Origin of the sequence: Neotamlana nanhaiensis, from assembly GCF_000943555.1 — a bacterium.
Taxonomy (GTDB): Bacteria; Bacteroidota; Bacteroidia; order Flavobacteriales; family Flavobacteriaceae; genus Neotamlana; species Neotamlana nanhaiensis.
In genome coordinates this window covers 67,254-89,743 of the sequence record NZ_JTDV01000003.1, presented here as the reverse complement: position 1 = coordinate 89,743, position 22,490 = coordinate 67,254, and the positions used below count along the sequence as shown (strand labels likewise).

Sequence of the window (22,490 nt, the reverse complement as noted above, 5' to 3'; positions counted from 1 at the left end):
TCAGCTATTCAATAATAAAGCTTCCTTTAGGCGCGATAAAATTTGAAGCATCAAGTTTTTCCTTCGATATTTTTACATCTTTAAAAATCACCTCATTTCGCTTTTCCGTTGGCGCTCCATTTTCAACATGATACCAAGAAATTGTTTTGGGTAATAGCAATCCATTTACTGTTTGCCACTCTCCGTATTTTACAAAACTGAATTTCTCCGATTTTTCTTGAGTAAAATAAGTAACGGTATACGCTAACCATTCCATTTTGTAAGTTTCTGGATGGTAATACAGCACGTATTCATCATCAGATGATGCACCTACACCGTCATCGTACGAAATTTTTATTCCGGGGTAAGTAATACCTTGAAAATTTAACGCTTCAGCTTCGCTGTAATGTATTCCTGAATCTGAGAAAACAAAAGGCATTCCGCAGAAATAAAACATCAAGTTATGATAAAACTTAGCATTTCCTTGATAATTGGTGGTGTCTTTATTAAAAACCCAAACTGCTTTTCCATCAAAACCAATACTATGTTTTGGCAATTCAATTCTCGATTTTCTTTGCTTTAAATCTATTGTTGTTAGCTCATCGCCTTTCTCATTACCTATTGTAAACTCAAGCGTTTTCATGGCATTCCAAGTATCTGTTCCGCCATGAGCGTGAAACACTTTAGAAATTGGCTCTGGATAGATACTTGTGGTTACATCGAGCGTTTCGGTTTTATAATTTATTTGAGATTTGTTCGTGTCTTTTTTACACGATGTAATGAACACCATTATGATGGCTAAACATAAATTTTTCATTTATTATAAATTGATTGGTTAATTAGGCTTTGTCGTTAGTATTCTACCGAAATTACATTAATTAAACTATTTTTGCATCGACTTATGAAAGCAATACTTAGCACACAAAATAAATACATAAAGACGCTTTTACAATTAAAAGACAAATCGCGCGAACGTAAAAAAACGGGGCTATTTCTAATTGAAGGCGTACGCGAGGTTTCGCTTGCCATAAAAGGAAGTTACGAGATTGACACGCTCTTATTTTACGCTGATTTATTTTCAAAAGCACAATTAGACGATTTACAATTAAGTTTAGAACAAACCAATAACACTGAGCATAGCAAAAGGGTTCCAGAGTTCCCAGCAAACATCATAGAAATCTCTAAAGACGTTTACGAAAAACTCGCTTACCGAAGCACCACAGAAGGCCTCATAGCCGTAGCAAAAAGCAAACCGAATCTCTTAAAAAACCTGACTTTTAAAACCGAAGCGCCTTTAATTTTGGTTGCAGAAGCCCCAGAAAAGCCAGGAAATATTGGTGCGCTTTTACGTACCGCCGATGCCGCCAATGCCGATGCCGTAATTATAGCAAACCCAAAGACCGATTTGTACAACCCTAATATTATACGCTCTAGTGTAGGATGTTTGTTTACAAATAACGTCGTTACGGGAAGTACGCAAGAAATTATCGATTTTTTAAAGTCGAAAAACATCAATATTTACGCTGCTATTTTACAAGAATCGGTGGCTTATCACACTCAAGATTTCACTAAACCTACGGCCATTGTTGTGGGCACCGAAGCTACTGGTTTAAGTGAAGATTGGCGCGTAAACGCTACACAAAATATTATTATACCTATGCAAGGCGAAATAGATTCTATGAATGTTTCGGTTGCTGCTGGAATTCTTATTTTTGAAGCTAAAAGACAACGTAATTTTAAGTAAACCGAATGTCAGTCTGAGCGGAGTCGAAGACCTTAATTATCTAGATATAAAGTTTTCACATTTCTAATCTAAATCATATCATAAATATACACTTCGACTGCGCTCAGTGTGACTAATAGTTTTATTTTAGCCTTATAAATAACACACATGACCGCAAACACCCTATTCTACATTATAATAGCCATAATAATCATCAATTTTCTGGTTGATAAAATTTTAGATGCCTTAAACGCTAAACATTTTAATGATGAACTTCCTGAAGCATTACAAGATGTTTATGACGATGCCGAATACCAAAAATCGCAACAATATAAAGCAACGAAGTACAAATTCGGAATTTTAACCTCAACGTTTTCAATAGTGTTAACTTTAGCTTTTTTGTTTTTTGATGGATTTGAATTTATAGATAACATCGCTAGAAGTTACAGTAATAACAACATCTTTATCGCTCTTATTTTCTTCGGAATTATTATGATTGGAAGCGATATTTTAACCACGCCATTTTCGTATTACAGCACTTTTGTTATTGAAGAACAATTCGGATTTAACAAAACCACTAAAAAAACTTTCTTTTTAGATAAATTAAAAGGATGGTTAATGATGGCCATTTTAGGTGGTGGTATTTTAGCGTTAATCATTGGGTTTTACAACATAACCGGAAAACATTTCTGGCTTTACGCTTGGGGATTAGTAACGCTTTTCACGGTAATTATGAACATGTTTTACTCCAAATTAATTGTACCGCTATTCAATAAACAAACGCCACTTGAAGCTGGCGATTTACGTGATAAAATTTCAGCTTATGCTAAAACCGTTGGCTTTAAACTCGACAAAATTTTTGTGATCGATGGTTCTAAACGAAGCACCAAAGCTAATGCGTATTTCTCGGGTTTTGGTAGTGAAAAACGAGTTACACTTTATGATACTTTAATTAATGATTTAAACGACGACGAAATTGTCGCTGTTTTAGCTCATGAAGTTGGACACTACAAAAAGAAACACATTATTTTTAACCTAGTTGCATCGATATTACTAACTGGACTAACGTTTTACGTGTTATCACTTTTTATTTCAAATCCGTTGCTTTCTAATGCTTTAGGCGTTGAAACGCATAGTTTTCACATTGCTTTAATTGCCTTTGGAATGCTTTACGCGCCAATTTCTGAAATTACAGGTTTAATTATGAATGTATTTTCCAGAAAGTTTGAATATCAAGCCGACGATTATGCGAAAAACACCTACAAAGCCGAACCACTCATTACCTCTCTAAAAAAGCTAAATAAAAATAGCTTGAGTAATTTAATGCCCCACCCAGCGTATGTATTTATGCATTATTCGCACCCAACATTGTTGCAGCGTATTAAGAATTTAAGAAAATAACCCCGAACAAAATGACCTTAAACAGCTATAAACTCCTTCTAATTTTATCTCTTATTACAATTACAAGCTGCACCAGTAAATACGATAAATTTAAAGAAACTCCTGAGTACCTAGTTAATGCTTCAGGTGCAAACAAAGCTTATTTTAATGCTTATAATGAAACTTTAAAACTATGGCAAATTGATTTTGAAGAGCTTTATATCCCAACATCGTTTGGTACAGCGCATGTTATTGTTAGTGGCTTAAATAATAGCCAACCTGTTGTACTGCTTCATGGTATGAAAGCAAGTTCAACAATGTGGTATCCTAATATTGAAGCCCTTTCAAAAAACCATAAAGTATTTGCCATAGATTTTATCCTTGAACCTGGAAAGTCAAATTTAGAAAACAATATTGAAGCCATCGAAAACGTAATGGCATGGTATAACGAGATTTTTAAAGCCTTAGAACTCGAAAAATTTCATCTTATTGGTGCTTCTCGTGGTGGCTGGCTAGCCGTTAATTTAGCATTAAACAATCAAGAGCAAATTAAAAGTTTGATATTATTGAGTCCTGCTCAAACATTTTCATGGATTAAACCAAGTACAGATTTACTTAAAAACATTGTAACCTTGTTTTCATCAAAAGAAAAACAACTCATTCAAATGCTAAAAAGTATGTCTAGCAATCCGGCTAATATCGATAGCGCATACATTAATCAATACAAATTGGGTTCTCAACAAGAATCGAATAATAAGTTTATAACGTCTATGACACCGTTTTCTAAAAACGAATTAAAATCACTACAAATGCCTGTTTTGGTTTTAATTGGCGATAACGATGTTATTAATTCACCAAAAACTGTAGAAATAGCCAATACACTTCCCAATGGCAAAGGCGAAATTATTAATAACGCTGGTCATTTTTTATCAATAGACCAAGCTGAAATTATAAACCAAAAAATGTTGGAGTTTCTAGACTAACTAGGTTGTTAGTTATCTCATTATTTTATAGCAAACAATAAACATTCTTTCATTTATTTCTGTTTATTTTAAAACACTAATTAGATTTTGTCTCTATCAAAAAGTAATATAGCATCACTCTATTGCTGATCTAAAAATTGAACTTATTTTTTTAATTGAAGAAATTTCGCTTGTTTAATTTTCACAAAATAAAAGTCCGAATTAACTGAAAAATGACTTTAAACAAGAAGTAGGTAATAATATTAAAAACAAAAATGAAAAAAATTTTATTGACAAACCTAACTGTAATTTTACTTTTTATGTCTTGTAGTAAAGATGACAATACAGCAAAACTAAAAATTGTAAATCAAACCGATTGTATGCATAATATCTTTGAAGGATATGACTCTAACTCAAACTACATAGGACAAGTTAGAGCAAATCAAATAGAAACAATAGAAATTGGAATTGGTGAAGCAGAGTCTTATGGAAACCAAGCGTTTTATTTAGATCCTGTTAATTGCTCTGAAAAATCTGGTGAACTATATTATGTAGATCTACACTACAAAGAAACTGCAACTATAATTATAGATTAATATTATTTAAATAATGGGTAGTTATAGAATAGACCTTTTTAAAAATTAAACTATTAACTACCCATATTACGTTTTAAGTTCACTTATATAATAACAGATTTTCAACAAATAACTTTGATAACTTTTAAGCTATTAATTTTTATTGTTTTTAAAATAACTCCAACTTCTCGCTTCAAACTTGCAACTTTTATATATCTTTGCGCCTTGAAATTCAACAGAATGAGATTCTGAAATAAATCAGAATGAGTTTCAAAAAAATTCCTCAGGGTGAGGATGTGTTACAAGAAAGCTGGTTTTAAGTATGTCGATTCGCTTCTTATGTAACACTACATAATAAAATCGCATACATATTAAAAACAGAATGAGCACATTCCAAGATTTAGGTCTTAATGACGACCTATTACAAGGTATTACAGATTTAGGTTTTACAAAACCAAGCGAAGTACAACAAAAAGCAATTCCTTTATTATTAAATTCGGATGAAGATTTAGTAGCCTTAGCGCAAACTGGAACTGGTAAAACAGCCGCTTTTGGTTTCCCTATGCTACAAAAAATTAATGTAGAAAGCCGTACTACTCAAGGCTTAATTTTATCGCCTACACGCGAACTTTGTTTACAAATTGCCAACGAAATGAAATTGTATGGTAAATATTGTAAAGGATTAAACGTAGTAGCCGTTTATGGTGGTTCTAGTATTACCGAGCAAGCTCGCGAAATTAAACGCGGTGCACAAATTATTGTAGCTACACCTGGTAGAATGAAAGACATGATTAGCAGAAAAATGGTTGATATTTCTAAAATTGAATATTCGGTTTTAGATGAGGCTGACGAAATGCTAAACATGGGCTTTAAAGAAGATATTACCGATATTTTATCGTACACCCCTACCGATAAAAGTACTTGGTTATTTTCGGCAACAATGCCTAAAGAAGTGGCAGCTATTGCTAAAAACTTTATGTATAACCCGCAAGAAATTACTGTGGGTAATAAAAACGAAAGCACTACAAATGTATCGCACGAATATTATTTGGTAAATGCTAGAGATCGTTATTTAGCTTTAAAACGTTTGGCCGATGCCAATCCAGATATTTTCTCGGTTATTTTCTGCCGCACCAAACGTGACACTCAAAAAGTTGCGGAAAAACTAATTGAAGACGGTTACAATGCAGGCGCTCTTCACGGTGATTTAAGTCAGAACCAACGTGATTTGGTAATGAATGCCTTTAGAAAAAACCAAATACAAATGCTTGTTGCTACCGATGTGGCCGCTCGTGGTATTGATGTAGACGATGTAACGCACGTAATAAACTACCAATTGCCAGACGAAATTGAAACTTACACACACCGTTCTGGGCGTACTGGACGTGCAGGAAAAACGGGTGTTTCAATGGTAATTGTAAGTAAAAGTGAGGTGCGTAAAATAAAAAGCATTGAGCGTATTATTAAGCGCCAATTCGAGAAAAAGGATATTCCTGATGGTATGGAAATTTGCGAAGTACAACTTATGTCGCTTGCAAACAAAGTACACAACACCAAAATCAATCATGAAATTGATAAATATTTAAGCAGTATAAACGAACTTTTTGAAGATACTAGCAAAGACGAATTAATTAAAAAATTCTTCTCGGTAGAGTTTACACGTTTCTTCAATTATTATAAAAATACTGAAAACTTAAATGTTTCCGATAAAGGTGGTGATCGTGATAGCGGACGAAGCTTCAGCGGAAATGCGACACGTTACTTTATTAATGTAGGTAGAAAAGATGGCTACGATTGGATGAAGTTGAAAGACTTTTTACGTGATCAACTTGGTTTAGGTCGTGATGATTTATTTAAAGTTGAAACTAAAGACAGTTTTTCATTTTTTAATACCGAAAACGAGTTACAAGAGAAAGTTTTAGCACATTTTACCGACTTTAAGCATAACGGACGTTTTGTAAATGTTGAAGTTTCTGAGAACCGTGGTGGCGGTGGCGGAAGACGCGATCGTAAACGTGGTGGTAAGAAAAAAGATAATCGCGGTGGCGGAAGACGTAGCGAAAACAAACAAGGCGGTAACAAACGTGTTAAATCTGGTGCTGGTTTTGGAGCTTCTCGCCCAAGACGCTCACGTAGATAAAATATTTTTTGGAAGTCTTTAGTTTAACTGCTAAAGACTTCCGTTTAAATTAAACTTTTTTGTTAATTTTAAGTCAAATAAAAACTCATAAAACGCCTACTAAATTATTCTTTAGTATTTTTACGCTATAATACATTAAAATGAAGTTATACTTATTCCTTTTTGCCTTATTATTCACATCGGTATTTTGTTTTGCACAAGACGCCGAAAAGGTTATTGGTGTGGTTATAAATTCTGCCGACGGTACACCTCTTGAAAGTGTAAACATTGTTAACCTTAACCAAGTAAAAGGAACCATTACCAATAAAAAAGGAGAATTCGCTATTTCGGCTAAAGCGAACGACACGCTTCATTTTTCTTACTTAGGTTTTAAATCGATTAAAGTTAGAGTTACCAACGACTGGTTAAAGTTTGGAAGCTCTGAAATTGCCTTAACCGAGCTTGCTTTAGCTCTAGAAGAAGTTGTTGTAAACCAATTAACTTTAACAGGCTATTTAGAAGTTGATATAAAACAAGTACCTGCGCCAAACGACAACTACCGTTACAGTATTTCTGGTTTATCGGGCACAGGTTATGAGTCGGGGAAAAAATCGGCTGTATCAAAAGTTTTAGGCTCTATTTTTAATCCCGCAGATTTTTTACACCGCATGTTTGGTAAAAAACCTAATGAGCTTAGAAAATTAAAACAAATGAAAGAGGACGACCAAATTAGAAATCTTTTGGCCTCTCGTTTTGATCGGGAAATGCTTACGGCATTATTGCAAGTAGATAAAGTAGATTTAGATGAAATTGTAAACCAATGCAACTACTCTAAAGGTTTTATACAAACTGCAAACGATTTACAGATTCTTGATGCTATTAGTGAATGCTACGAAGAATACAAACTATTAAGTAGAAATAGAGGCTAATTTAGTTCTCTAAAATTGCTTTTAATTCTGCTAAGCCTGTTTCAAAATCTTTTCCAACGGCTTTCTCAAAATTAAAAAACAACATAAAAATATTGGTCGGTGCAGGATTGCTTCCAGAAAATCCCCAAGTAACTTTTGTGGTGGTTTCATCAATATCATCTACCATTAAAAAGGCATTCGATAAAGATTTCCAAGGTTTTAAAAACCGTAGTTCGGTTTCAATTTTATAATTGTTTTCTATCTTTTTTATTTCCTGTTCGCCTATACCAACTTCTTTATTGCCTTCCCATTTCGAGATGAATCCTATTTCACCATCGGTTCCAACAAACTCTTGTTTCATATTTGGATCCTTCTTTTTCCAAGGCGACCAATTATCTTGATTTTTAATTAATTTTAAATAAGAAAACACTTCAGCTATTGGTTTATTTATTTCAATAGTTCGACTAACACTATACGATTTTGGTGCAATTAAGGTTAATAAAACAAAAATAATAGCAATGGTAAGAACAACATAAAGCGCTATATACATGGCGGATAGTTTTAAGTTTAGTTCTTAAATTTAGCAAAATTGTTACAACTTATAAAAGTTTTCTATAATTTGTTCGTAGCTTTTAATTGTTTTTTTACACCAATCTAATCGTTTTTCAAGCAATTCTTCTTCAGTAAGTTGCCAATTTATTTGTGTTTGTTTTAGCTTTGTTGTAACGTGCTGCAAAATTATAGCAGCTGATACCGATATGTTTAAACTCTCGGTAAAACCAACCATTGGTATTTTTAAAAAGCAATCTGCCGCATTTAAAACCTCATCGGATAACCCTTCGGTTTCTCGCCCAAAAAAAAAGCACGATTTTTTAGTAACATCAAACTCATGCAATAGTGTATCGTTTGTATGCGGTGTGGTAGCCACAATTTGATAGCCGTTTTGTTTTAAACTTTTTATGCAATCTTTTACAGTATTAAATCGGTTTAAATCCACCCATTTTTGGGCACCCATGGCAATTTCACGATCAATGCGCTTCGTGTTTACCTCCTCTACAATATTTACTTCTTGTATACCAAACACATCACAACTGCGTATTACGGCGCTAGTGTTATGTAATTGATATACATCTTCTGTAGCAACCGTAAAGTGTTTAGTTCGTTGAGGTAAAACTTTATTAAAGCGTTCTAATCGTTTTTCGGTTAGGAAAGATTCGAGATGTTCTAGGAGTTTGATGTCTGTCATTTTTCAAAAATAAGAAATGTTAGTGTCATTGCAAGAAGCAAGACACGAGCGACGTGGTAATCTGATTATTTTTAGTTCCGTTAATGAGATTACTTCGCTCGTACCTTCCTCGTAATGATGTAAGTTATTATCTTTATAACATGAAACACGTAGTTGTACTTACAGGAGCAGGCATGAGTGCCGAAAGTGGTATAAAAACTTTTAGAGATGCTGATGGGTTATGGGAAGGTCATGACGTTATGGAAGTAGCGTCGCCCGAAGGTTTTAAAGCAAACCCAGAATTGGTTTTAGACTTTTATAACCAACGTCGCAAACAACTTTTAACCGTAAAACCCAACCAAGCACATTTGGATTTAGCGGCGCTTGAAAAAGAATTTAAAGTTTCAATAATTACTCAAAATGTTGATGATTTGCATGAACGCGCTGGTAGTACAAATGTTATTCATTTGCATGGTGAATTATTAAAAGCGCGAAGTACGGGTAACATTAATGATGTATTTGATTGCAAAACAGATATTCTTCTAGGTGATTTATGTGATAGTGGACATCAAATTCGTCCTCATATTGTTTGGTTTGGTGAAGATGTACCCATGATTGAAAAAGCTATGGAAATTTGTGAAACCGCCGATATTTTAATGATTATTGGTACATCTATGCAAGTGTATCCCGCAGCAGGATTAATGCATTATGCCCCTAGTGGTATACCTGTGTATTTTATAGACCCCAAACCTAGCGTCGACTCGAATAAAAACCTAACTGTTATTGCTGAAAATGCTACTATTGGGGTTAGAAAAGTTATTACTGAATTTTTGAAGTAAAAAATAAAGTTTTAAACGTTTTATTTATCCTTTATTTTTCTCCTCAATCCATTTACTCATAAACTTGGTACTTTGCATAGTATGATGCATCAGCATTTGCCCTGTGAAGTTTTCATACCGTTTGGTTTGAAGTTGTTGTTTAGTCTCTGTAACCAAATTTAGAAAAGTATTTATAAACTGAGATCTATGAAAACGTCCATTGATAACTTGGAAGCCATTCTCTTGTTTTTCGCACCAGATTGATTCATTTTTATAGAGGCTAACCGCTTGATCTGCGAAAGTTTCAGGTGTATCATTTACAAATCCGTTTGGTTGAAACTCGCCAAACATACCCTCTGCAGCAATTGAAGTCATAACGCAAGGTGTGCCGTTTTGCATGGCATCAACTAATTTACCTTTTAAACCAGCACCAAATCGTAATGATGCTACACAGACTTTGGCTTGCTGCATAACTTCATGCACATCATCAGCAAACCCTTTTATTAAAAAACCCTGCTTTTCGTTGTGCAACTGATTCACTTTTTGCGATGCATAAGCCCCATAAATATGCATTTCAGCTTTAGGCAATGCCTTTTTTATAAGCGGCCAAATGGTTTCTTTTAAATACAATACGCCGTTGTAATTGGGTTCGTGCAGAAAATTCCCAATCGTTATAAAATGTGCTCTATCTTCAAACTTTGGTAGTTTTTTTATGGCATCAGCTTCAATAGCATTTAGTAAAAAAGGCAAATAAGATAAAATAGATTCTGGAACTTTAAATTGTTGCTTTAAAATTTCCATTTCAATTTCCGAGATTATTAAACTTATATCACAACGATAAATACTGGCTATTTCTCGTTTTGCAACATCATTAAATAAATAACTGGCATTAAAATTAGCGTTCTCTTTAAATGCTTGCTGTCTGCCTTTGCGTAAGCAATGCAAATCTTCGGTATCTAAAATTCGTAATGCATTGGGGCAATGTTGTGCGATACGCCACCCAAATTGTTCTTCGGTCATAAACCTATCGAACATCACAATATCTGGCTTAAGCTTCAATATAAAATCATCAAAACTTGAATCGTTGAGTTTTATTTGCTTTTCTGAAATTCCTAGGGCAATTAAATCAAAAGCATTTTCAGTTTTCGCTGTAGTTGTCGCAAATGTAATGGTGTAATTCTGTTTTAAAAATACCTCAATTAATTGCATCATTCGGCTTCCTGCCGCCGAACTTTTGGGTTCGGGCCATACCGAGCCAATTATTAATAATGTTTGTTTTTTCATTTAAATTATCACCAATTCCAACAAAAACCGCAACAAATTTTAGTTATTTTTAAACCTCAAATTAACAAAATAGATGACTACTCAGCAACTTTACGAGGAACTAAACTATGTAAACCATTCGCGCGAAAAGCGTTTGCTTTATGCAAATTTATTACTTTCTAATCCTGAATTAATTTCAAATTTACTCGAAATTTTATTCCAAGTTGATGATAAAATTTCTTGTAAAGCGGCTTGGGTGTTAGAATTTACCTGCGGAGAAAACTTAGATTATATAATTCCGCATCTCGATTATTTCACCCAAAACATGCATAAAGTACACCTCGATCCTGCGGTACGTCCTGTGGCAAAAGTTTGCGAATATTTAGCCAATGCCTATTATAGCAAAACCGAAAATGCTATAAAACAAACTTTAAAACCCGAACATAAAGAACGTATTATAGAACTGTGTTTCGATTATATGATTAACAACGAAAAGGTAGCCGCAAAAGCCTATAGCATGCACACCTTGTTTTTATTTGGTAAGGATTTCGATTGGATTCACCCCGAACTAAAAACCATTTTAGAACGCGATTTTTCGCAACAATCTGCCGCGTTTAAAGCCCGAGCAAAACGGATTCTGAAAAAATTAAAATAACAAGAAATTACGTTTTTAAACAAGCAATTTTATTGATAAATGCGTTATAAGTTAGAATTTCCTATTTTTTGAAATTTGAAATTTGCACCGCCATCTTTATCGCTTAAAAAACCTATATTTGCGCTTTTAAAACAACACACATAAATATGTCACTTTCAACATTAAATGCCATCTCACCAATTGATGGACGTTATAGAAGTAAAGCCAATGCTTTAGCCGATTATTTTTCGGAAGAAGCTTTAATAAAATATCGTGTTTTAGTAGAAATAGAATATTTTATCGCGCTTTGCGAAATACCACTACCACAATTAAAAACTGTAGACGCTTCAATTTTTGAAGATTTACGTGCTATTTATAAGAATTTTTCTGCCGATGATGCTACGGCGATAAAAGATATTGAAAAAGTAACCAACCACGATGTTAAAGCGGTAGAGTACTTTATTAAAGAAAAATTTGATGCTTTAGACTTATCTGCTTATAAAGAGTTTATCCACTTTGGTTTAACCTCTCAAGACATCAATAACACCGCTATTCCTTTAAGCATAAAGGAAGCTATGAACGATGTTTATGTGCCTGAATATTTTACAGTTTTAAACAAACTTAAGGAGTTGGTAACCGAATGGGCAAATATTTCTATGCTAGCGCGTACGCACGGTCAACCAGCGTCTCCAACGCGTTTAGGTAAAGAAATTGAAGTTTTTGTGGTGCGTTTAGAGGAACAATTTAATTTACTTAACGATATACCGAGTGCTGCTAAATTTGGTGGTGCCACAGGAAACTTTAACGCACACCACGTGGCTTACCCAAACATTGATTGGAAAGCTTTTGGTACTAAGTTTGTGCAGGAAAAATTAGGATTACAACACTCCTTCCCTACTACACAAATTGAGCATTACGACCACATGGCAGCGCTTTTTGATACTTTAAAACGCATCAACAATATTATCATTGATTTAGATCGTGATGTGTGGACTTATGTGTCGATGGATTATTTTAAACAAAAAATTAAAAAAGGTGAAGTTGGTAGTAGCGCCATGCCACACAAAGTAAATCCTATAGATTTTGAAAACTCTGAAGGTAACTTAGGTATTGCAAACGCTATTTTCGAGCATTTAGCAGCTAAATTACCTATTTCTCGTTTACAACGCGATTTAACCGACAGTACCGTATTACGTAACGTTGGTGTACCGTTTGGGCATACATTGATAGGTTTTAAATCAACTTTAAAAGGTTTAAACAAGTTACTTTTAAACGATAGTAAATTTGCTGAAGATTTAGAAAATAACTGGGCAGTCGTTGCAGAAGCGATACAAACTATTTTGCGTCGCGAAGGGTATCCAAATCCGTATGAAGCTTTAAAAGGATTAACCAGAACCAACGAAAAAATTAACCAAAACTCTATTTCAAATTTTATTGATACCTTAGAGGTTTCAAACGAAATAAAAACAGAGTTAAAAGCAATTACGCCAAGTAACTATACTGGTATTTAAAATTATGATGTTAAACAACCAACAAACACTAGTCGTTTCCGGATTTTTAGTCGGCGGATTTTTTGCTTGTGGCTTGTTAGATATTCTGGATAATTTCTTGGTTTTAACAGTATTAACCTTAATGTTTTTTGCCATTGCAATTAATGTGTTTAGATCGGGAATTAAAAACCAAGATCAAGATTTAGAAGATTAAATAAAATAAATAGGCTGTTTTAAAAGTTCGTAAATCTCTGTCATCCTGAACTTGATTCAGGATCTGGTTAATCAGATTTACAATGCGTTTTAAGAATCTGAAATAAATTCAGATTGACAAAACTTAACTTTTAAAACAGCCTATTTTCGTATTAACATATAACTATAAATTACTTAAAGAAATTTATAATATTTTCAATTTGCTTTTCATCAACATCAGCTTTTTGAAAAGCACTTATTAAAGTCATCATTTTATCGGGGTTCATATCATTTCCTAAAACCCTAACAATACCAAAGCCTGTTTCTTTAGCGCTACCAAACACAATAACCTCATCGGCTTCATCATCTTCACCTAAATATTTCACCACAATTCGGTTGCCTTTATCGCTAAACTCCATTAAATCGTTGTACTTTTCGTTTGCCAAAATTTGTTTCACTTTAGCAATTTCTGCATTATAAGCTTCTGTATTTGAATTGTTAGACTTAAACCCTAAAAAATTTAGTTTTTTAACCGAGTTGTAAGCTTCAAGTTGGTCTTCGGTAAAGTCGCTTTTATCAATTTCTACCATCGATAACGGAAAATCTTGACTTATAAAATTAACCGATTCTTGGTTGTTAACATAATACTGTTGTAAGCTAGGTTCGTTACCGCAGCTTGTAAAAAAAACTGCGGTAATTACTACTAATAAAAGGTTTGAAATTGTTCGTTGCATGATTGATTGTTGTGTTTATTATTTTTTATCTAAATGCTCGCCTCCAGGAATATTCATTTTAGAAGTAAGTTTCGATATTTCGTTTAAATCGATATCGCCAGTTAAAGACACGACAACGGTTTCAATTTTACGTTCTTTCCCGTTAATTTCAATTTTGTCTTCCATTTTCTTATCAATGCCATTAACAAAAATTAAAAGTTCTTTAACGTGGTCGGCATCTCTACCTTCCTTTACAAAAAAGTTAACCGTAGTACCATCATCTTTCACTTCCATAAGTTCTTCAAGCGAGCTAGAGCGCGATTTTACCCATTTCGACACATCGGCTGAGATACCGGCGTTATCGGTTACAATAGTTTTAAAACTGGTGATGCTTTTAACCATATCCATATAAGCTTGTGCTTCGGGGTCGTCTACATCAATATTAATTTTAGCCAACATCTGGAACATTTTAGGCTTAATATTAACGTAAGTAACGTTAGCGTTATCGCTATATTTTTCAAAAATATCCTTTTGAGCCATACCAATTAAAGGCATTAACATTAAGGCAAATACAAATACTATTAATTTATTTTTCATGGTTTTGTTTTTTTAAGTTTTTTACTTGTTGTTTTTAAAAATTATGTTGGTTGAGTTTTCAATTTCATTAAGGTAATTTAAGGTAGCTGCCCCTTTATTTACCTCGTTTAAATACCCAACTGTTGCTGTACCTTTATTAAAGCGTTTACTAATCATTTCTAGAGATTTTGTAACTTCATTATAGGCCAATTGCGGATCTTCGTAAGTACCAAGCTCGCTTTTTGTTGTGCTTGTACCCAAATAAAACCCTAGCATTAGAACCGCTACTGCTGCGACCGAAATCCATTTATAATTAAATTTTCTGGTAGTTTTTAATGGAACGTCTTTAGTAAATTGTTCTTGCTGGTTTACCAAAAAATACGCAAACATAGGTTTATACATTTCTAAATGTGGAGCCACATTGTCGCTTGTAAAATAGTTTTTCAACAGTTGCTCTTCCTTTAAACTTGTTTCGCCGTTGTCGTACTTTTCAAGTAATTTTTCTATATTATTTAATACCATAATTATGTGTATTAGTTAATTTTTCTCGTATTGTTTTTCGTGCTCTCGATAAGTTTACGCGAACCGCTGTATTATTCATATCTAGCATTTTCGCAATCTCATCCAAATCATATTCTTCTATATCTCTTAATTGTACAATTAGGCGTTGTTGCTCTGGTAAATCTTCAATAATTCTACCCACCCAATTTACACTATCGTTAAGCTCAACTTGCTTTTGTAACGAGGTGTTTCCATCTTCATAATTGCTATGTACAATTTTTAAGTTCTGTGCCTGTTTCGATTTTAATTTGTCGAAACAAAAATTCTTTGTCATCGTCATAGAAAACGCTTCTACATTTTTATACTCCTGCATTTTCTTTTTGTTTTTCCATAACTTTAACAGAATTTCTTGTGTTGCATCTTCAGCCTCTTCAGTACTTATAAGTAAGCGTTTTGCCACCCTAAATACTTTATCCTTAAAAGGCATTACAATATTTAAAAACTCCGTTTGAGTCATTTTCTGGTTTGGTTTAGTTAAAAGCAGCTGGTTTATTTCTGCTATTTGTAATTACGACGATCCATTATTTATTTTGTTACATCAACATCAAAAAAAAAATTAATTTGGGCGTAACCCCATAATTTGGGGTCGGGCTTTCACTACTCGCTGCCTCCTACGTCGGCGAGCTCAAACATGCCGTTCAATCCCTTACGCACGTGCTTGCCAAGGTGTTTGCGTACTGCAAACGGTAAAACTATTTAAAAGTCTGTTACATTTTTATTAAATCGTTTTTTATTACGCAATAATGTAAATAAATTTATAGTTTTTAGACTAAAGTTTTAAAATACAACTTATGAAACCCATAAAAGCACTTCTCAACCTACTTATAATATCACTATTATTAACCAGCTGTTTCGAAGATGGCGACGATGTTACCAACCCGCAAGCCGTTTCGGTTGAAGTAAAAGATTTTGTTTGGAGTGGTATGAACGTTTACTATCTCTACAAAAGCAACATCTCTAATTTGGCAGACACTAGATTTTCTTCAAACCAAGAATACACAAACTATTTAAGTAGTTATGAAACACCCGAAGCCTTATTTGAAAGCTTAATTTACGATAGTGAAAACGTAGATCGATTTAGCAGAATATATCCAGATTACACTGTGTTAGAAGCTTCTTTTGATGGCACCTACACCACTAACGGCATGGAGATTGCCTTATATCGGGCTCCAAATAGTAGCACAGATCTTATTGGTGTAGTTCGCTTAGTCTTACCTAATACTTCAGCTAGCAATAATGATATAGAACGTGGCGATTTATTTTATGCCGTAGATGGCAATACATTAACCGTTGATAATTACTTGAGTCTACTTACTCAAGACAACTACTCCATAAGCTTAGCCACTTATAACGATAATAATACCACAGACACTGCAGACGACTATATGGAACCCAACGGCGAAACGTTCTCTCTAACAGGAACCATTTACACCGAAGATCCTATTTATACATCTAATATCCTAACCGTAAACGGACAAAATGTAGGTTACCTCATGTATAACGGATTTACAGGTGGTTCGGAGAACCAATTAAACAACGTCTTTGCTAATTTCAAAAATAATAACGTCCAGCACTTAGTAGTAGATTTACGCTATAACCCAGGGGGCACCGTAAGCACCGAAACTTATTTAGCAAGTATGATTACGGGACAGTTTACAGGAGAACTATTTCAAAAACTAATTTATAACGAAAACTTTGCTTCCAATAACAGGAATTATAACTTTCAAAATCAGTTAGAAAATGGAAACACAATCAATAGTTTAAACCTTAACAAAGTGTATGTTTTGGCAACCGAAAGATCTGCTTCCGCCAGCGAAGGCTTAATTAATGGCTTATCATCCTACATCAATGTTGTTCATATTGGAGAAAAAACCGTAGGAAAAACACAAGCTTCTATAACCATTTACGATTCTGCCAATTTCGAGAAAGCAGGTGCCAACCAAAATCATACTTACGCTATGCAACCACTTGTTGCTACAGGTGTTAATAAAGACAATGACGAAGTACCAGGCACAGGATTAACGCCAACCGTAGGTTTTGAATATAGCGAAAACCCATTAAATCTAGGGGTTTTAGGGAACGAAAACGAGCCTATGCTAGCGTTAGCGTTAGCCGATATTGAAAACCAAACGGGTAAATCAACTATAAATAAACCAACGTCTAATAGCAAATCGCCTTTAGTTTTTATTAAAGATAGTAACGATTTTAATCCGTTAGAAGGCGGCATGAGAATAGATTAGTCTAAAAAAATGCACAAAACCTACTTTAACTGGAGCTCTGGCAAAGACTCTGCGCTTGCGTTATATTATTTACTACAAGACAACAATTACGCGGTTGAAGAATTAATTACCACCGTAAACGCACATTACAATCGGGTTTCTATGCATGGGTTACGAAAAGAATTACTTGTAGCGCAAACCCAGGCTATTGGTATAAAAGCAAGTCTTATAGAATTACCCGAAATGCCAAGTATGGCCGTTTACGAAGCTAAAATGTATGAAACTGTTAGCAGACTTAAAGCCAATGGTTTTACACATAGCGCTTTTGGAGATATTTTTCTTGAAGATTTAAGAACCTATCGCGAAAACCAATTAGCTAAATTCGGTTTTAATTCAGTTTTCCCAATTTGGAAACGCGATACTAAAGAATTACTTAATGAGTTTTTAAGCTTAGGATTTAAAACTGTTGTGGTTTGTGCCAATTCTAAATATTTTAATAAAGATTTTGTAGGTACTGTAATAGACGAGCACTTTATTAAAAATTTACCCAAAGGTGTTGATGCCTGTGGTGAAAATGGCGAATTCCATACCTTTTGTTTCGATGGACCAATTTTTAAACAACCAGTAGATTTTACAATCGGCGAAAAAGTATATCGCGAATATAAACAACCTAAAACCAACGATTCGGTTTGCACCACCGATAATTATGGGGTTTGGTACTGCGATTTATTACCAAAATAAAAGAGGCTGTCTAAAAAGCCACATTGTTGTCAATCTGAACTTGTTTCAGATTCTAATGTGTTTAGGAAATCAATCATTTAAGATTCTGAAATAAATTCAGAATGACAGATTTCACACTTTTTAGACAGCCTCTTGATATTTAGCTTTATCTCTCACCTAAAGCTAAATGTGGCGTAAAAATTTACGCGAAGACTTTTAATTAAAATAAATTTTTGAAGCGCCAATTGCTACAGATTGCGTATACACTTTTTCTGAAGTGCTAACACTATACACATTTAAAGTACTAGCATCGGTAAAACTAGCATCAAGTGTAAAAATGTTATCTTCTTGCACTGCCATTCCGTATAAGTAACCTTCTGCTGTCATTATAGATGCTATTGGAAGTGTCGATTCACTTTCATTTAAGCTATAAATACTTCCGTTTAAAGCGTAATAAATAGTCCCATTATCTATTTCCATTAACGATGGGTGCTCTCCTTCAGCAAATACAACTTCCTGTGAAACAGCTAAACTATTTGGATTTATAGTTGAAATACTTGCCAAAGTATGCCCTGTTACATTCCAATTTGCATCATAAATTGTTCTTCCTTCAGAAAGCACAACTAAATTACCAGAGGTATTAAAAAACAACTCGTCTGGATTATCTTTTACGGTAATTTCTTCAACATTATCATCTGCAATAGTTATAACCGATACAATATTATTGGTTGTATAAGCGCCTTTATGCGACACGTATAGTTTACCATTATGCGCTACAATGCGCTCAGGTCCATTACCAACACTAATTGTTTTTTCAATGCTATAAGTGCTTAAATCTACAACAGCTATAAAATCATCGGTATCATCAGCTGTCGATCCCCAATTGGTTACATACCCTTTACCGTTTGCCGTAACCATAAATCTTGGTAACGATAATCCGGTTGTTATTTCTCCTTTATATTCAAAAGTATATCTATCGGCTACGGTGATGGTGTTTGCGTTATCTACAACGATATATGCGTTATCATCATCAAAAGCCATAGATTGTAAATAAGTTCCTAATTCAACATCGTTTACCGTTTTGTAAATTAAATTTTCGGCTACTGTAAAATCATTTGAAATAAAAGAAACCGAACCTGTCCCTGCGCTAGAACCTTCTCCACTTATTAAAATACCGTTTTCGTAGTCGCTTCTTGGTTCGCTAACAGAATCATCATCACTGCTACAAGAAGTTAAAAACAATGCACTTAATACAAAAATGGCAGTTAGTAATTTATTGATTTTCATAATTTAGAATGTATAGTTTAAGTTAAAATTAAAATTTCGGTTTGGCATTGGACGTCTAGGTTGTATCACGTAATAATTATTACATAAGTTATTTACCTTAATACCCAATTGTAATTGATTGTTTTCTGTTTGTAACACGTTATAGTTTAAACCTATATTAGTTACGTTATAACTAGGCAACATAAAATCTTTAGAATTGCTTGCCGTTGTGTACACCATACCGGTGTATAATTGCTGAATGAATGCTGTAGAACGCTTGTAATTGTATGATGCATTACAATTTAGCAAATACTTTGGTGTAAAAATAGTTAGCTTGTTGGTCGACGCATCAATAGCTTCGGTATAGCTGTAATTAAGTTTAAACTGAAGTTTATGTTTATGAAAGGTTTTGTTGTATTGCAAAGCAAGCTCAATACCTTTATTATCAACTTCGGCAATATTTACGGGTACCCAAACCCCTGGACGGTTGGCATCGGCATTGGGTGTCCACACAATTTTATCTTGTGTTGCTATATAAAATACCGCTAAATCGGCAAAAAAACTCGGTGTTTTAAATCCGAAACCTATTTCACCTTGCAACGCCGTTTCGGGTATTAAATTCAAATTTCCTTGCCCTGGCCAGTACAAATCGTTATAGGTAGGCACTCTATAATTTTTAGATCCGTTAGCTCTTAAAAACCATTGTGATTTTGGGTTAAATTTCATGCCTAAAGCATAGGTAAATGGCACTTTATAATCGGAATTATAATCTTTTCTAACTTTAGCTTCAACTGAAACATTGTTTTTAAATGATTGATTATAAATGAAGGCTTGCGCAAACTGGCGACGGTTTTTTTCAGATATCTGATCTGTTTTTCCGTAAATATCTTCAAACTCAGAAAATGATGTTACACTTCCGTTTTTAAACAAACTGTAGCTAACATTATAATTCGCTAAGAAGCGTTTTGATTTTCCGAAACTGTAGTCATTAATATTTGCATCGTCGAAAAAACGATATTCTTGAGTTAAAAAAGCCAATTTCGCATCATGCTTAAAGCTGTTACCGTGATTAGAGTAAGTCAGTAAATTTCTGTTGCTAAAATCTTGATATTTATCATTAGCTGAAGTTGGATTTGGCAACTCGCCCGAAAAAAAGCGCTCTCCTCTGTAATTCGCGGTATAAAAATTAATTTGCGATTGGCTGTTTAAATAATACGCTCCACTAAAATTTAAAGCAAGGTTTGTGTACTGTCCGTTGCTATTTTTCAAATCGGTTTCAAGCCAAGGATAATCATTATCGGATGTATTGTAAGATACTCCTGCATTTATCGCCACCTTTTTATTTGAAAATTTAAGCTTATGCAACCCTTGGAAAGTGTTGTAACTACCGTACGACAGCTGCGTGCGATTTTTAAAAGCGTCTTTGTTTGTGAATTTTAGCTTGTCGTTTAAGTGAATTGTGCCTCCAATAGCTCCCGAACCATATTCTAAACTACCACCGCCACTTCGAACATCAATACCGTCAAACAACGTGACCGTAAAACTATTAAAACTAGTTTGCCCACTGTTTACCGAGTTTATGTTTATACCATTCCACACCACAGCAGTGTTTGATGCGCTTGTACCTCTAAAACTAGCCGAACTTGTACCACCTGCACCGTATTCACGTAAATAAATGGGTGTATTAAAACGGAGTAAATTGGTAAACGACTCGGTATTTTTAAAGATTACAGAATCGTTTAAACGCTCAATTTTATAGCCTACAGAATGCGCTTTTAATTTGGTATCGGCAAGCACCACAACTTCGGCCAAACGATTTACCAAACTATCGTTCTGCGCAAAACTTAGCGTACTAAAAATACCAACAAATAAAACAAGTGCTTTTTGCTTCATAACTAACTAAACTTTTATCCCGAAAGTTTTATTATTAAATTATGAATTGTGGCAGGTCTCCTGACTTGTTTTATGCTATTTAACCTTCCCAGTAAAAAACCAGTGGTTTGAAGTGAATAACATCCTCTTTTGAGGTACCGAAACAACCCTTCGACTGCGCTCAGGGTGACATCGGCATAAATTTACAGTTGCGGGAACAGTTCTGGAGTTGCACCAGATTCCCTTTTAATCGACGTAGTGTCCCAAAATTGTTTTGGGATCTCATCCTATGTCAAACCAAAATTCGCCACAAAGGTAGTGCGTTTTTTTAAGAACTTACGCTTTTTAAAGTATTATAATTACAAAATTTTGAAGCTAAAGAATTCGGCGCCTCAAAATATTCTGGATGAATCATAGCCGCTAAACATTCAATGCCGTTTACTAAAGTTCCTGCAGAAGATTGGGTAAACATATCGAAATCGGCTAAGTATACTTGATTGTTTTTTACCGCTTTTAAGCTGTTCCATTCTGGTTTTTCTTCTAAAAAACACATATCTTGTAAGGTGCGTTCGGTAGTATAACCACATGGCGCAATAATAATGACTTCGGGGTTGTACTTTACAATTTTATCCCAAGGAATTACAATGCTATCACCCGATGGATGCGACAATAAATCGATGCCTCCCGCATAACCAATTTGATGCGGAATCCAATGTCCACAATTAAAAATAGGATCAATCCATTCTAAAAGCATCACCGATTTTGGCTGAATACGACGTTCGCGTTGTTTATCTACAATGTTGTAAATACGCTGTTTTAAACCTTCAATATAATTTACACCTACAGCTTCTTGCTGCATCGCTTTTGCAATGGTTAGTGCATTATCAAAAACATCATCCAAACTGTTTGGTGTTATCGAAATAAGTTCTGGAATTTTAGGCAATTTATAAGCCGATGCTGCCACACATTCAGTATCAATTTGGCACACATCGCAAACGTCTTGCGTAAAAATAATATCGGGCGCGATGGTTTCTAAAACAGGTTCATCAACATAATACAGCGTTTCACCTGCTGCTTTAGTTTCAGAAAAAATAGTATTTATTTCTTCGCTTGTTAACGTTTTGCCTTCCAATTTATAGCGCACTGCCACTTGCTTTTCTTGCAATGCTTCCGCAGGACATTCAAACGTAATGCCTTCTAAATGGGCTTGTAAACCCATATCGTAAATCATTTGTGTTACCGCCGGCATAAACGAAGAAACTGTCATAATTTTTAATTTTAAAGCTAAAATACGT

General features: G+C 34.3%; 23 protein-coding genes and 1 riboswitch. Of the genes, 12 read left to right on the top strand and 11 right to left on the bottom strand.

The window, feature by feature from the left end:
* Nucleotides 1-4 precede the first annotated feature (4 nt).
* The gene (locus PK35_RS05780) at nt 5-796 is read right to left on the bottom strand and encodes a DUF6503 family protein (RefSeq protein WP_044625761.1); all 792 of its coding nucleotides are present in this window, start codon (nt 794-796) and stop codon (nt 5-7) included.
* Nucleotides 797-880: 84 nt separating this feature from the next.
* Here PK35_RS05780 and PK35_RS05775 point away from each other — a divergent pair, with 84 nt between their 5' ends.
* The 6 genes from PK35_RS05775 to PK35_RS05750 all read left to right on the top strand — a co-directional run bounded on the left by PK35_RS05775 (nt 881) and on the right by PK35_RS05750 (nt 7,667).
* Entirely contained in the window at nt 881-1,723 is an 843-nt protein-coding gene (locus tag PK35_RS05775; protein WP_044625760.1) for a TrmH family RNA methyltransferase, read from the top strand.
* Nucleotides 1,724-1,870: 147 nt separating this feature from the next.
* Complete coding sequence (locus PK35_RS05770) at nt 1,871-3,103, top strand: M48 family metallopeptidase (RefSeq protein WP_044625759.1); 1,233 nt, start codon at nt 1,871-1,873, stop codon at nt 3,101-3,103.
* A gap of 11 nt (nt 3,104-3,114) precedes the next feature.
* Nucleotides 3,115-4,065 carry an alpha/beta fold hydrolase gene (locus tag PK35_RS05765; RefSeq protein ID WP_044625758.1) on the top strand — a complete coding sequence of 317 codons (951 nt, stop codon included), beginning with the start codon at nt 3,115-3,117 and terminating at the stop codon, nt 4,063-4,065.
* 269 nt (nt 4,066-4,334) lie between these two features.
* Complete coding sequence (locus tag PK35_RS05760) at nt 4,335-4,640, top strand: hypothetical protein (RefSeq protein ID WP_131474395.1); 306 nt, start codon at nt 4,335-4,337, stop codon at nt 4,638-4,640.
* A 361-nt stretch (nt 4,641-5,001) separates the two neighbouring features.
* Nucleotides 5,002-6,759, top strand: a complete 1,758-nt coding sequence (locus PK35_RS05755) for a DEAD/DEAH box helicase (RefSeq protein WP_044625756.1) — start codon at nt 5,002-5,004, stop codon at nt 6,757-6,759.
* A gap of 140 nt (nt 6,760-6,899) precedes the next feature.
* The gene (locus PK35_RS05750; protein ID WP_044625755.1) at nt 6,900-7,667 is read left to right on the top strand and encodes a carboxypeptidase-like regulatory domain-containing protein; all 768 of its coding nucleotides are present in this window, start codon (nt 6,900-6,902) and stop codon (nt 7,665-7,667) included.
* Between the two features lies 1 nt (nt 7,668).
* Here the strand turns inward: PK35_RS05750 and PK35_RS05745 are convergent, their stop codons facing one another.
* Nucleotides 7,669-8,196: an SRPBCC family protein gene (locus PK35_RS05745; RefSeq protein WP_044625754.1), complete on the bottom strand. Its 528-nt coding sequence runs from the start codon at nt 8,194-8,196 to the stop codon at nt 7,669-7,671.
* 42 nt (nt 8,197-8,238) lie between these two features.
* Complete coding sequence (locus PK35_RS05740) at nt 8,239-8,892, bottom strand: TrmH family RNA methyltransferase (RefSeq protein WP_044625753.1); 654 nt, start codon at nt 8,890-8,892, stop codon at nt 8,239-8,241.
* Between the two features lie 140 nt (nt 8,893-9,032).
* On the opposite strand from PK35_RS05740, the gene PK35_RS05735 reads away from it, so the two are divergent.
* A complete protein-coding gene (locus PK35_RS05735; RefSeq protein ID WP_044625752.1) occupies nt 9,033-9,710 on the top strand; it encodes an SIR2 family NAD-dependent protein deacylase in 678 nt (225 codons plus the stop codon).
* Nucleotides 9,711-9,734: 24 nt separating this feature from the next.
* Here PK35_RS05735 and PK35_RS05730 read toward each other — a convergent pair whose 3' ends face one another.
* Nucleotides 9,735-10,973 (bottom strand): glycosyltransferase, encoded by a 1,239-nt coding sequence (locus PK35_RS05730; RefSeq protein WP_044625751.1) that lies wholly within the window; start codon nt 10,971-10,973, stop codon nt 9,735-9,737.
* Between the two features lie 73 nt (nt 10,974-11,046).
* Between PK35_RS05730 and PK35_RS05725 the strand changes: the two genes are divergently transcribed.
* The 3 genes from PK35_RS05725 (at nt 11,047) to PK35_RS05715 (ending at nt 13,290) form a co-directional block, all read left to right on the top strand.
* The gene (locus PK35_RS05725; protein WP_044625750.1) at nt 11,047-11,607 is read left to right on the top strand and encodes a hypothetical protein; all 561 of its coding nucleotides are present in this window, start codon (nt 11,047-11,049) and stop codon (nt 11,605-11,607) included.
* Nucleotides 11,608-11,753: 146 nt separating this feature from the next.
* A complete protein-coding gene (gene purB, locus PK35_RS05720; protein WP_044625749.1) occupies nt 11,754-13,097 on the top strand; it encodes an adenylosuccinate lyase in 1,344 nt (447 codons plus the stop codon).
* 4 nt (nt 13,098-13,101) lie between these two features.
* The gene (locus PK35_RS05715; RefSeq protein WP_044625748.1) at nt 13,102-13,290 is read left to right on the top strand and encodes a hypothetical protein; all 189 of its coding nucleotides are present in this window, start codon (nt 13,102-13,104) and stop codon (nt 13,288-13,290) included.
* Nucleotides 13,291-13,459: 169 nt separating this feature from the next.
* On the opposite strand, the gene PK35_RS05710 is transcribed toward PK35_RS05715, so the two are convergent.
* From PK35_RS05710 to PK35_RS05695, 4 genes are read right to left on the bottom strand one after another with little or no spacing between them, the layout of a single operon-like run.
* Nucleotides 13,460-14,002 carry a DUF4252 domain-containing protein gene (locus PK35_RS05710; RefSeq protein ID WP_044625747.1) on the bottom strand — a complete coding sequence of 181 codons (543 nt, stop codon included), beginning with the start codon at nt 14,000-14,002 and terminating at the stop codon, nt 13,460-13,462.
* Between the two features lie 18 nt (nt 14,003-14,020).
* Complete coding sequence (locus tag PK35_RS05705) at nt 14,021-14,578, bottom strand: DUF4252 domain-containing protein (protein ID WP_044625746.1); 558 nt, start codon at nt 14,576-14,578, stop codon at nt 14,021-14,023.
* Nucleotides 14,579-14,599: 21 nt separating this feature from the next.
* A complete protein-coding gene (locus PK35_RS05700; RefSeq protein WP_044625745.1) occupies nt 14,600-15,079 on the bottom strand; it encodes a hypothetical protein in 480 nt (159 codons plus the stop codon).
* Nucleotides 15,066-15,575 carry an RNA polymerase sigma factor gene (locus PK35_RS05695; RefSeq protein WP_044625744.1) on the bottom strand — a complete coding sequence of 170 codons (510 nt, stop codon included), beginning with the start codon at nt 15,573-15,575 and terminating at the stop codon, nt 15,066-15,068. Before PK35_RS05695 ends, PK35_RS05700 begins: the two co-directional genes overlap by 14 nt.
* 334 nt (nt 15,576-15,909) lie before the next feature.
* On the opposite strand from PK35_RS05695, the gene PK35_RS05690 reads away from it, so the two are divergent.
* On the top strand, nt 15,910-17,358 hold the full coding sequence (locus PK35_RS05690; RefSeq protein ID WP_044625743.1) for a S41 family peptidase: 1,449 nt from the start codon (nt 15,910-15,912) through the stop codon (nt 17,356-17,358).
* A 9-nt stretch (nt 17,359-17,367) separates the two neighbouring features.
* On the top strand, nt 17,368-18,078 hold the full coding sequence (locus tag PK35_RS05685) for a Dph6-related ATP pyrophosphatase (protein WP_044625742.1): 711 nt from the start codon (nt 17,368-17,370) through the stop codon (nt 18,076-18,078).
* 195 nt (nt 18,079-18,273) lie between these two features.
* Here PK35_RS05685 and PK35_RS05680 read toward each other — a convergent pair whose 3' ends face one another.
* From PK35_RS05680 to PK35_RS05670, 3 genes are all read right to left on the bottom strand, one after another.
* Nucleotides 18,274-19,344 (bottom strand): YncE family protein, encoded by a 1,071-nt coding sequence (locus tag PK35_RS05680; RefSeq protein WP_044625741.1) that lies wholly within the window; start codon nt 19,342-19,344, stop codon nt 18,274-18,276.
* A 3-nt stretch (nt 19,345-19,347) separates the two neighbouring features.
* Complete coding sequence (locus tag PK35_RS05675; protein ID WP_044625740.1) at nt 19,348-21,216, bottom strand: TonB-dependent receptor plug domain-containing protein; 1,869 nt, start codon at nt 21,214-21,216, stop codon at nt 19,348-19,350.
* A gap of 33 nt (nt 21,217-21,249) precedes the next feature.
* A riboswitch (cobalamin riboswitch) is annotated at nt 21,250-21,512 on the bottom strand.
* A gap of 11 nt (nt 21,513-21,523) precedes the next feature.
* Entirely contained in the window at nt 21,524-22,462 is a 939-nt protein-coding gene (locus PK35_RS05670) for an ABC transporter substrate-binding protein (RefSeq protein WP_044625739.1), read from the bottom strand.
* Between the last annotated feature and the right edge of the window lie 28 nt (nt 22,463-22,490).

Coding starts and splice junctions, on each gene's coding strand:
- PK35_RS05780 (WP_044625761.1), bottom strand. CDS start 796: ATGAAAAATTTATGTTTAGCCATCATAATGGTGTTCATTACATCGTGT.
- PK35_RS05775 (WP_044625760.1), top strand. CDS start 881: ATGAAAGCAATACTTAGCACACAAAATAAATACATAAAGACGCTTTTA.
- PK35_RS05770 (WP_044625759.1), top strand. CDS start 1,871: ATGACCGCAAACACCCTATTCTACATTATAATAGCCATAATAATCATC.
- PK35_RS05765 (WP_044625758.1), top strand. CDS start 3,115: ATGACCTTAAACAGCTATAAACTCCTTCTAATTTTATCTCTTATTACA.
- PK35_RS05755 (WP_044625756.1), top strand. CDS start 5,002: ATGAGCACATTCCAAGATTTAGGTCTTAATGACGACCTATTACAAGGT.
- PK35_RS05750 (WP_044625755.1), top strand. CDS start 6,900: ATGAAGTTATACTTATTCCTTTTTGCCTTATTATTCACATCGGTATTT.
- PK35_RS05745 (WP_044625754.1), bottom strand. CDS start 8,196: ATGTATATAGCGCTTTATGTTGTTCTTACCATTGCTATTATTTTTGTT.
- PK35_RS05740 (WP_044625753.1), bottom strand. CDS start 8,892: ATGACAGACATCAAACTCCTAGAACATCTCGAATCTTTCCTAACCGAA.
- PK35_RS05735 (WP_044625752.1), top strand. CDS start 9,033: ATGAAACACGTAGTTGTACTTACAGGAGCAGGCATGAGTGCCGAAAGT.
- PK35_RS05730 (WP_044625751.1), bottom strand. CDS start 10,973: ATGAAAAAACAAACATTATTAATAATTGGCTCGGTATGGCCCGAACCC.
- PK35_RS05725 (WP_044625750.1), top strand. CDS start 11,047: ATGACTACTCAGCAACTTTACGAGGAACTAAACTATGTAAACCATTCG.
- purB (WP_044625749.1), top strand. CDS start 11,754: ATGTCACTTTCAACATTAAATGCCATCTCACCAATTGATGGACGTTAT.
- PK35_RS05715 (WP_044625748.1), top strand. CDS start 13,102: ATGATGTTAAACAACCAACAAACACTAGTCGTTTCCGGATTTTTAGTC.
- PK35_RS05710 (WP_044625747.1), bottom strand. CDS start 14,002: ATGCAACGAACAATTTCAAACCTTTTATTAGTAGTAATTACCGCAGTT.
- PK35_RS05705 (WP_044625746.1), bottom strand. CDS start 14,578: ATGAAAAATAAATTAATAGTATTTGTATTTGCCTTAATGTTAATGCCT.
- PK35_RS05700 (WP_044625745.1), bottom strand. CDS start 15,079: ATGGTATTAAATAATATAGAAAAATTACTTGAAAAGTACGACAACGGC.
- PK35_RS05695 (WP_044625744.1), bottom strand. CDS start 15,575: ATGACTCAAACGGAGTTTTTAAATATTGTAATGCCTTTTAAGGATAAA.
- PK35_RS05690 (WP_044625743.1), top strand. CDS start 15,910: ATGAAACCCATAAAAGCACTTCTCAACCTACTTATAATATCACTATTA.
- PK35_RS05685 (WP_044625742.1), top strand. CDS start 17,368: ATGCACAAAACCTACTTTAACTGGAGCTCTGGCAAAGACTCTGCGCTT.
- PK35_RS05680 (WP_044625741.1), bottom strand. CDS start 19,344: ATGAAAATCAATAAATTACTAACTGCCATTTTTGTATTAAGTGCATTG.
- PK35_RS05675 (WP_044625740.1), bottom strand. CDS start 21,216: ATGAAGCAAAAAGCACTTGTTTTATTTGTTGGTATTTTTAGTACGCTA.
- PK35_RS05670 (WP_044625739.1), bottom strand. CDS start 22,462: ATGACAGTTTCTTCGTTTATGCCGGCGGTAACACAAATGATTTACGAT.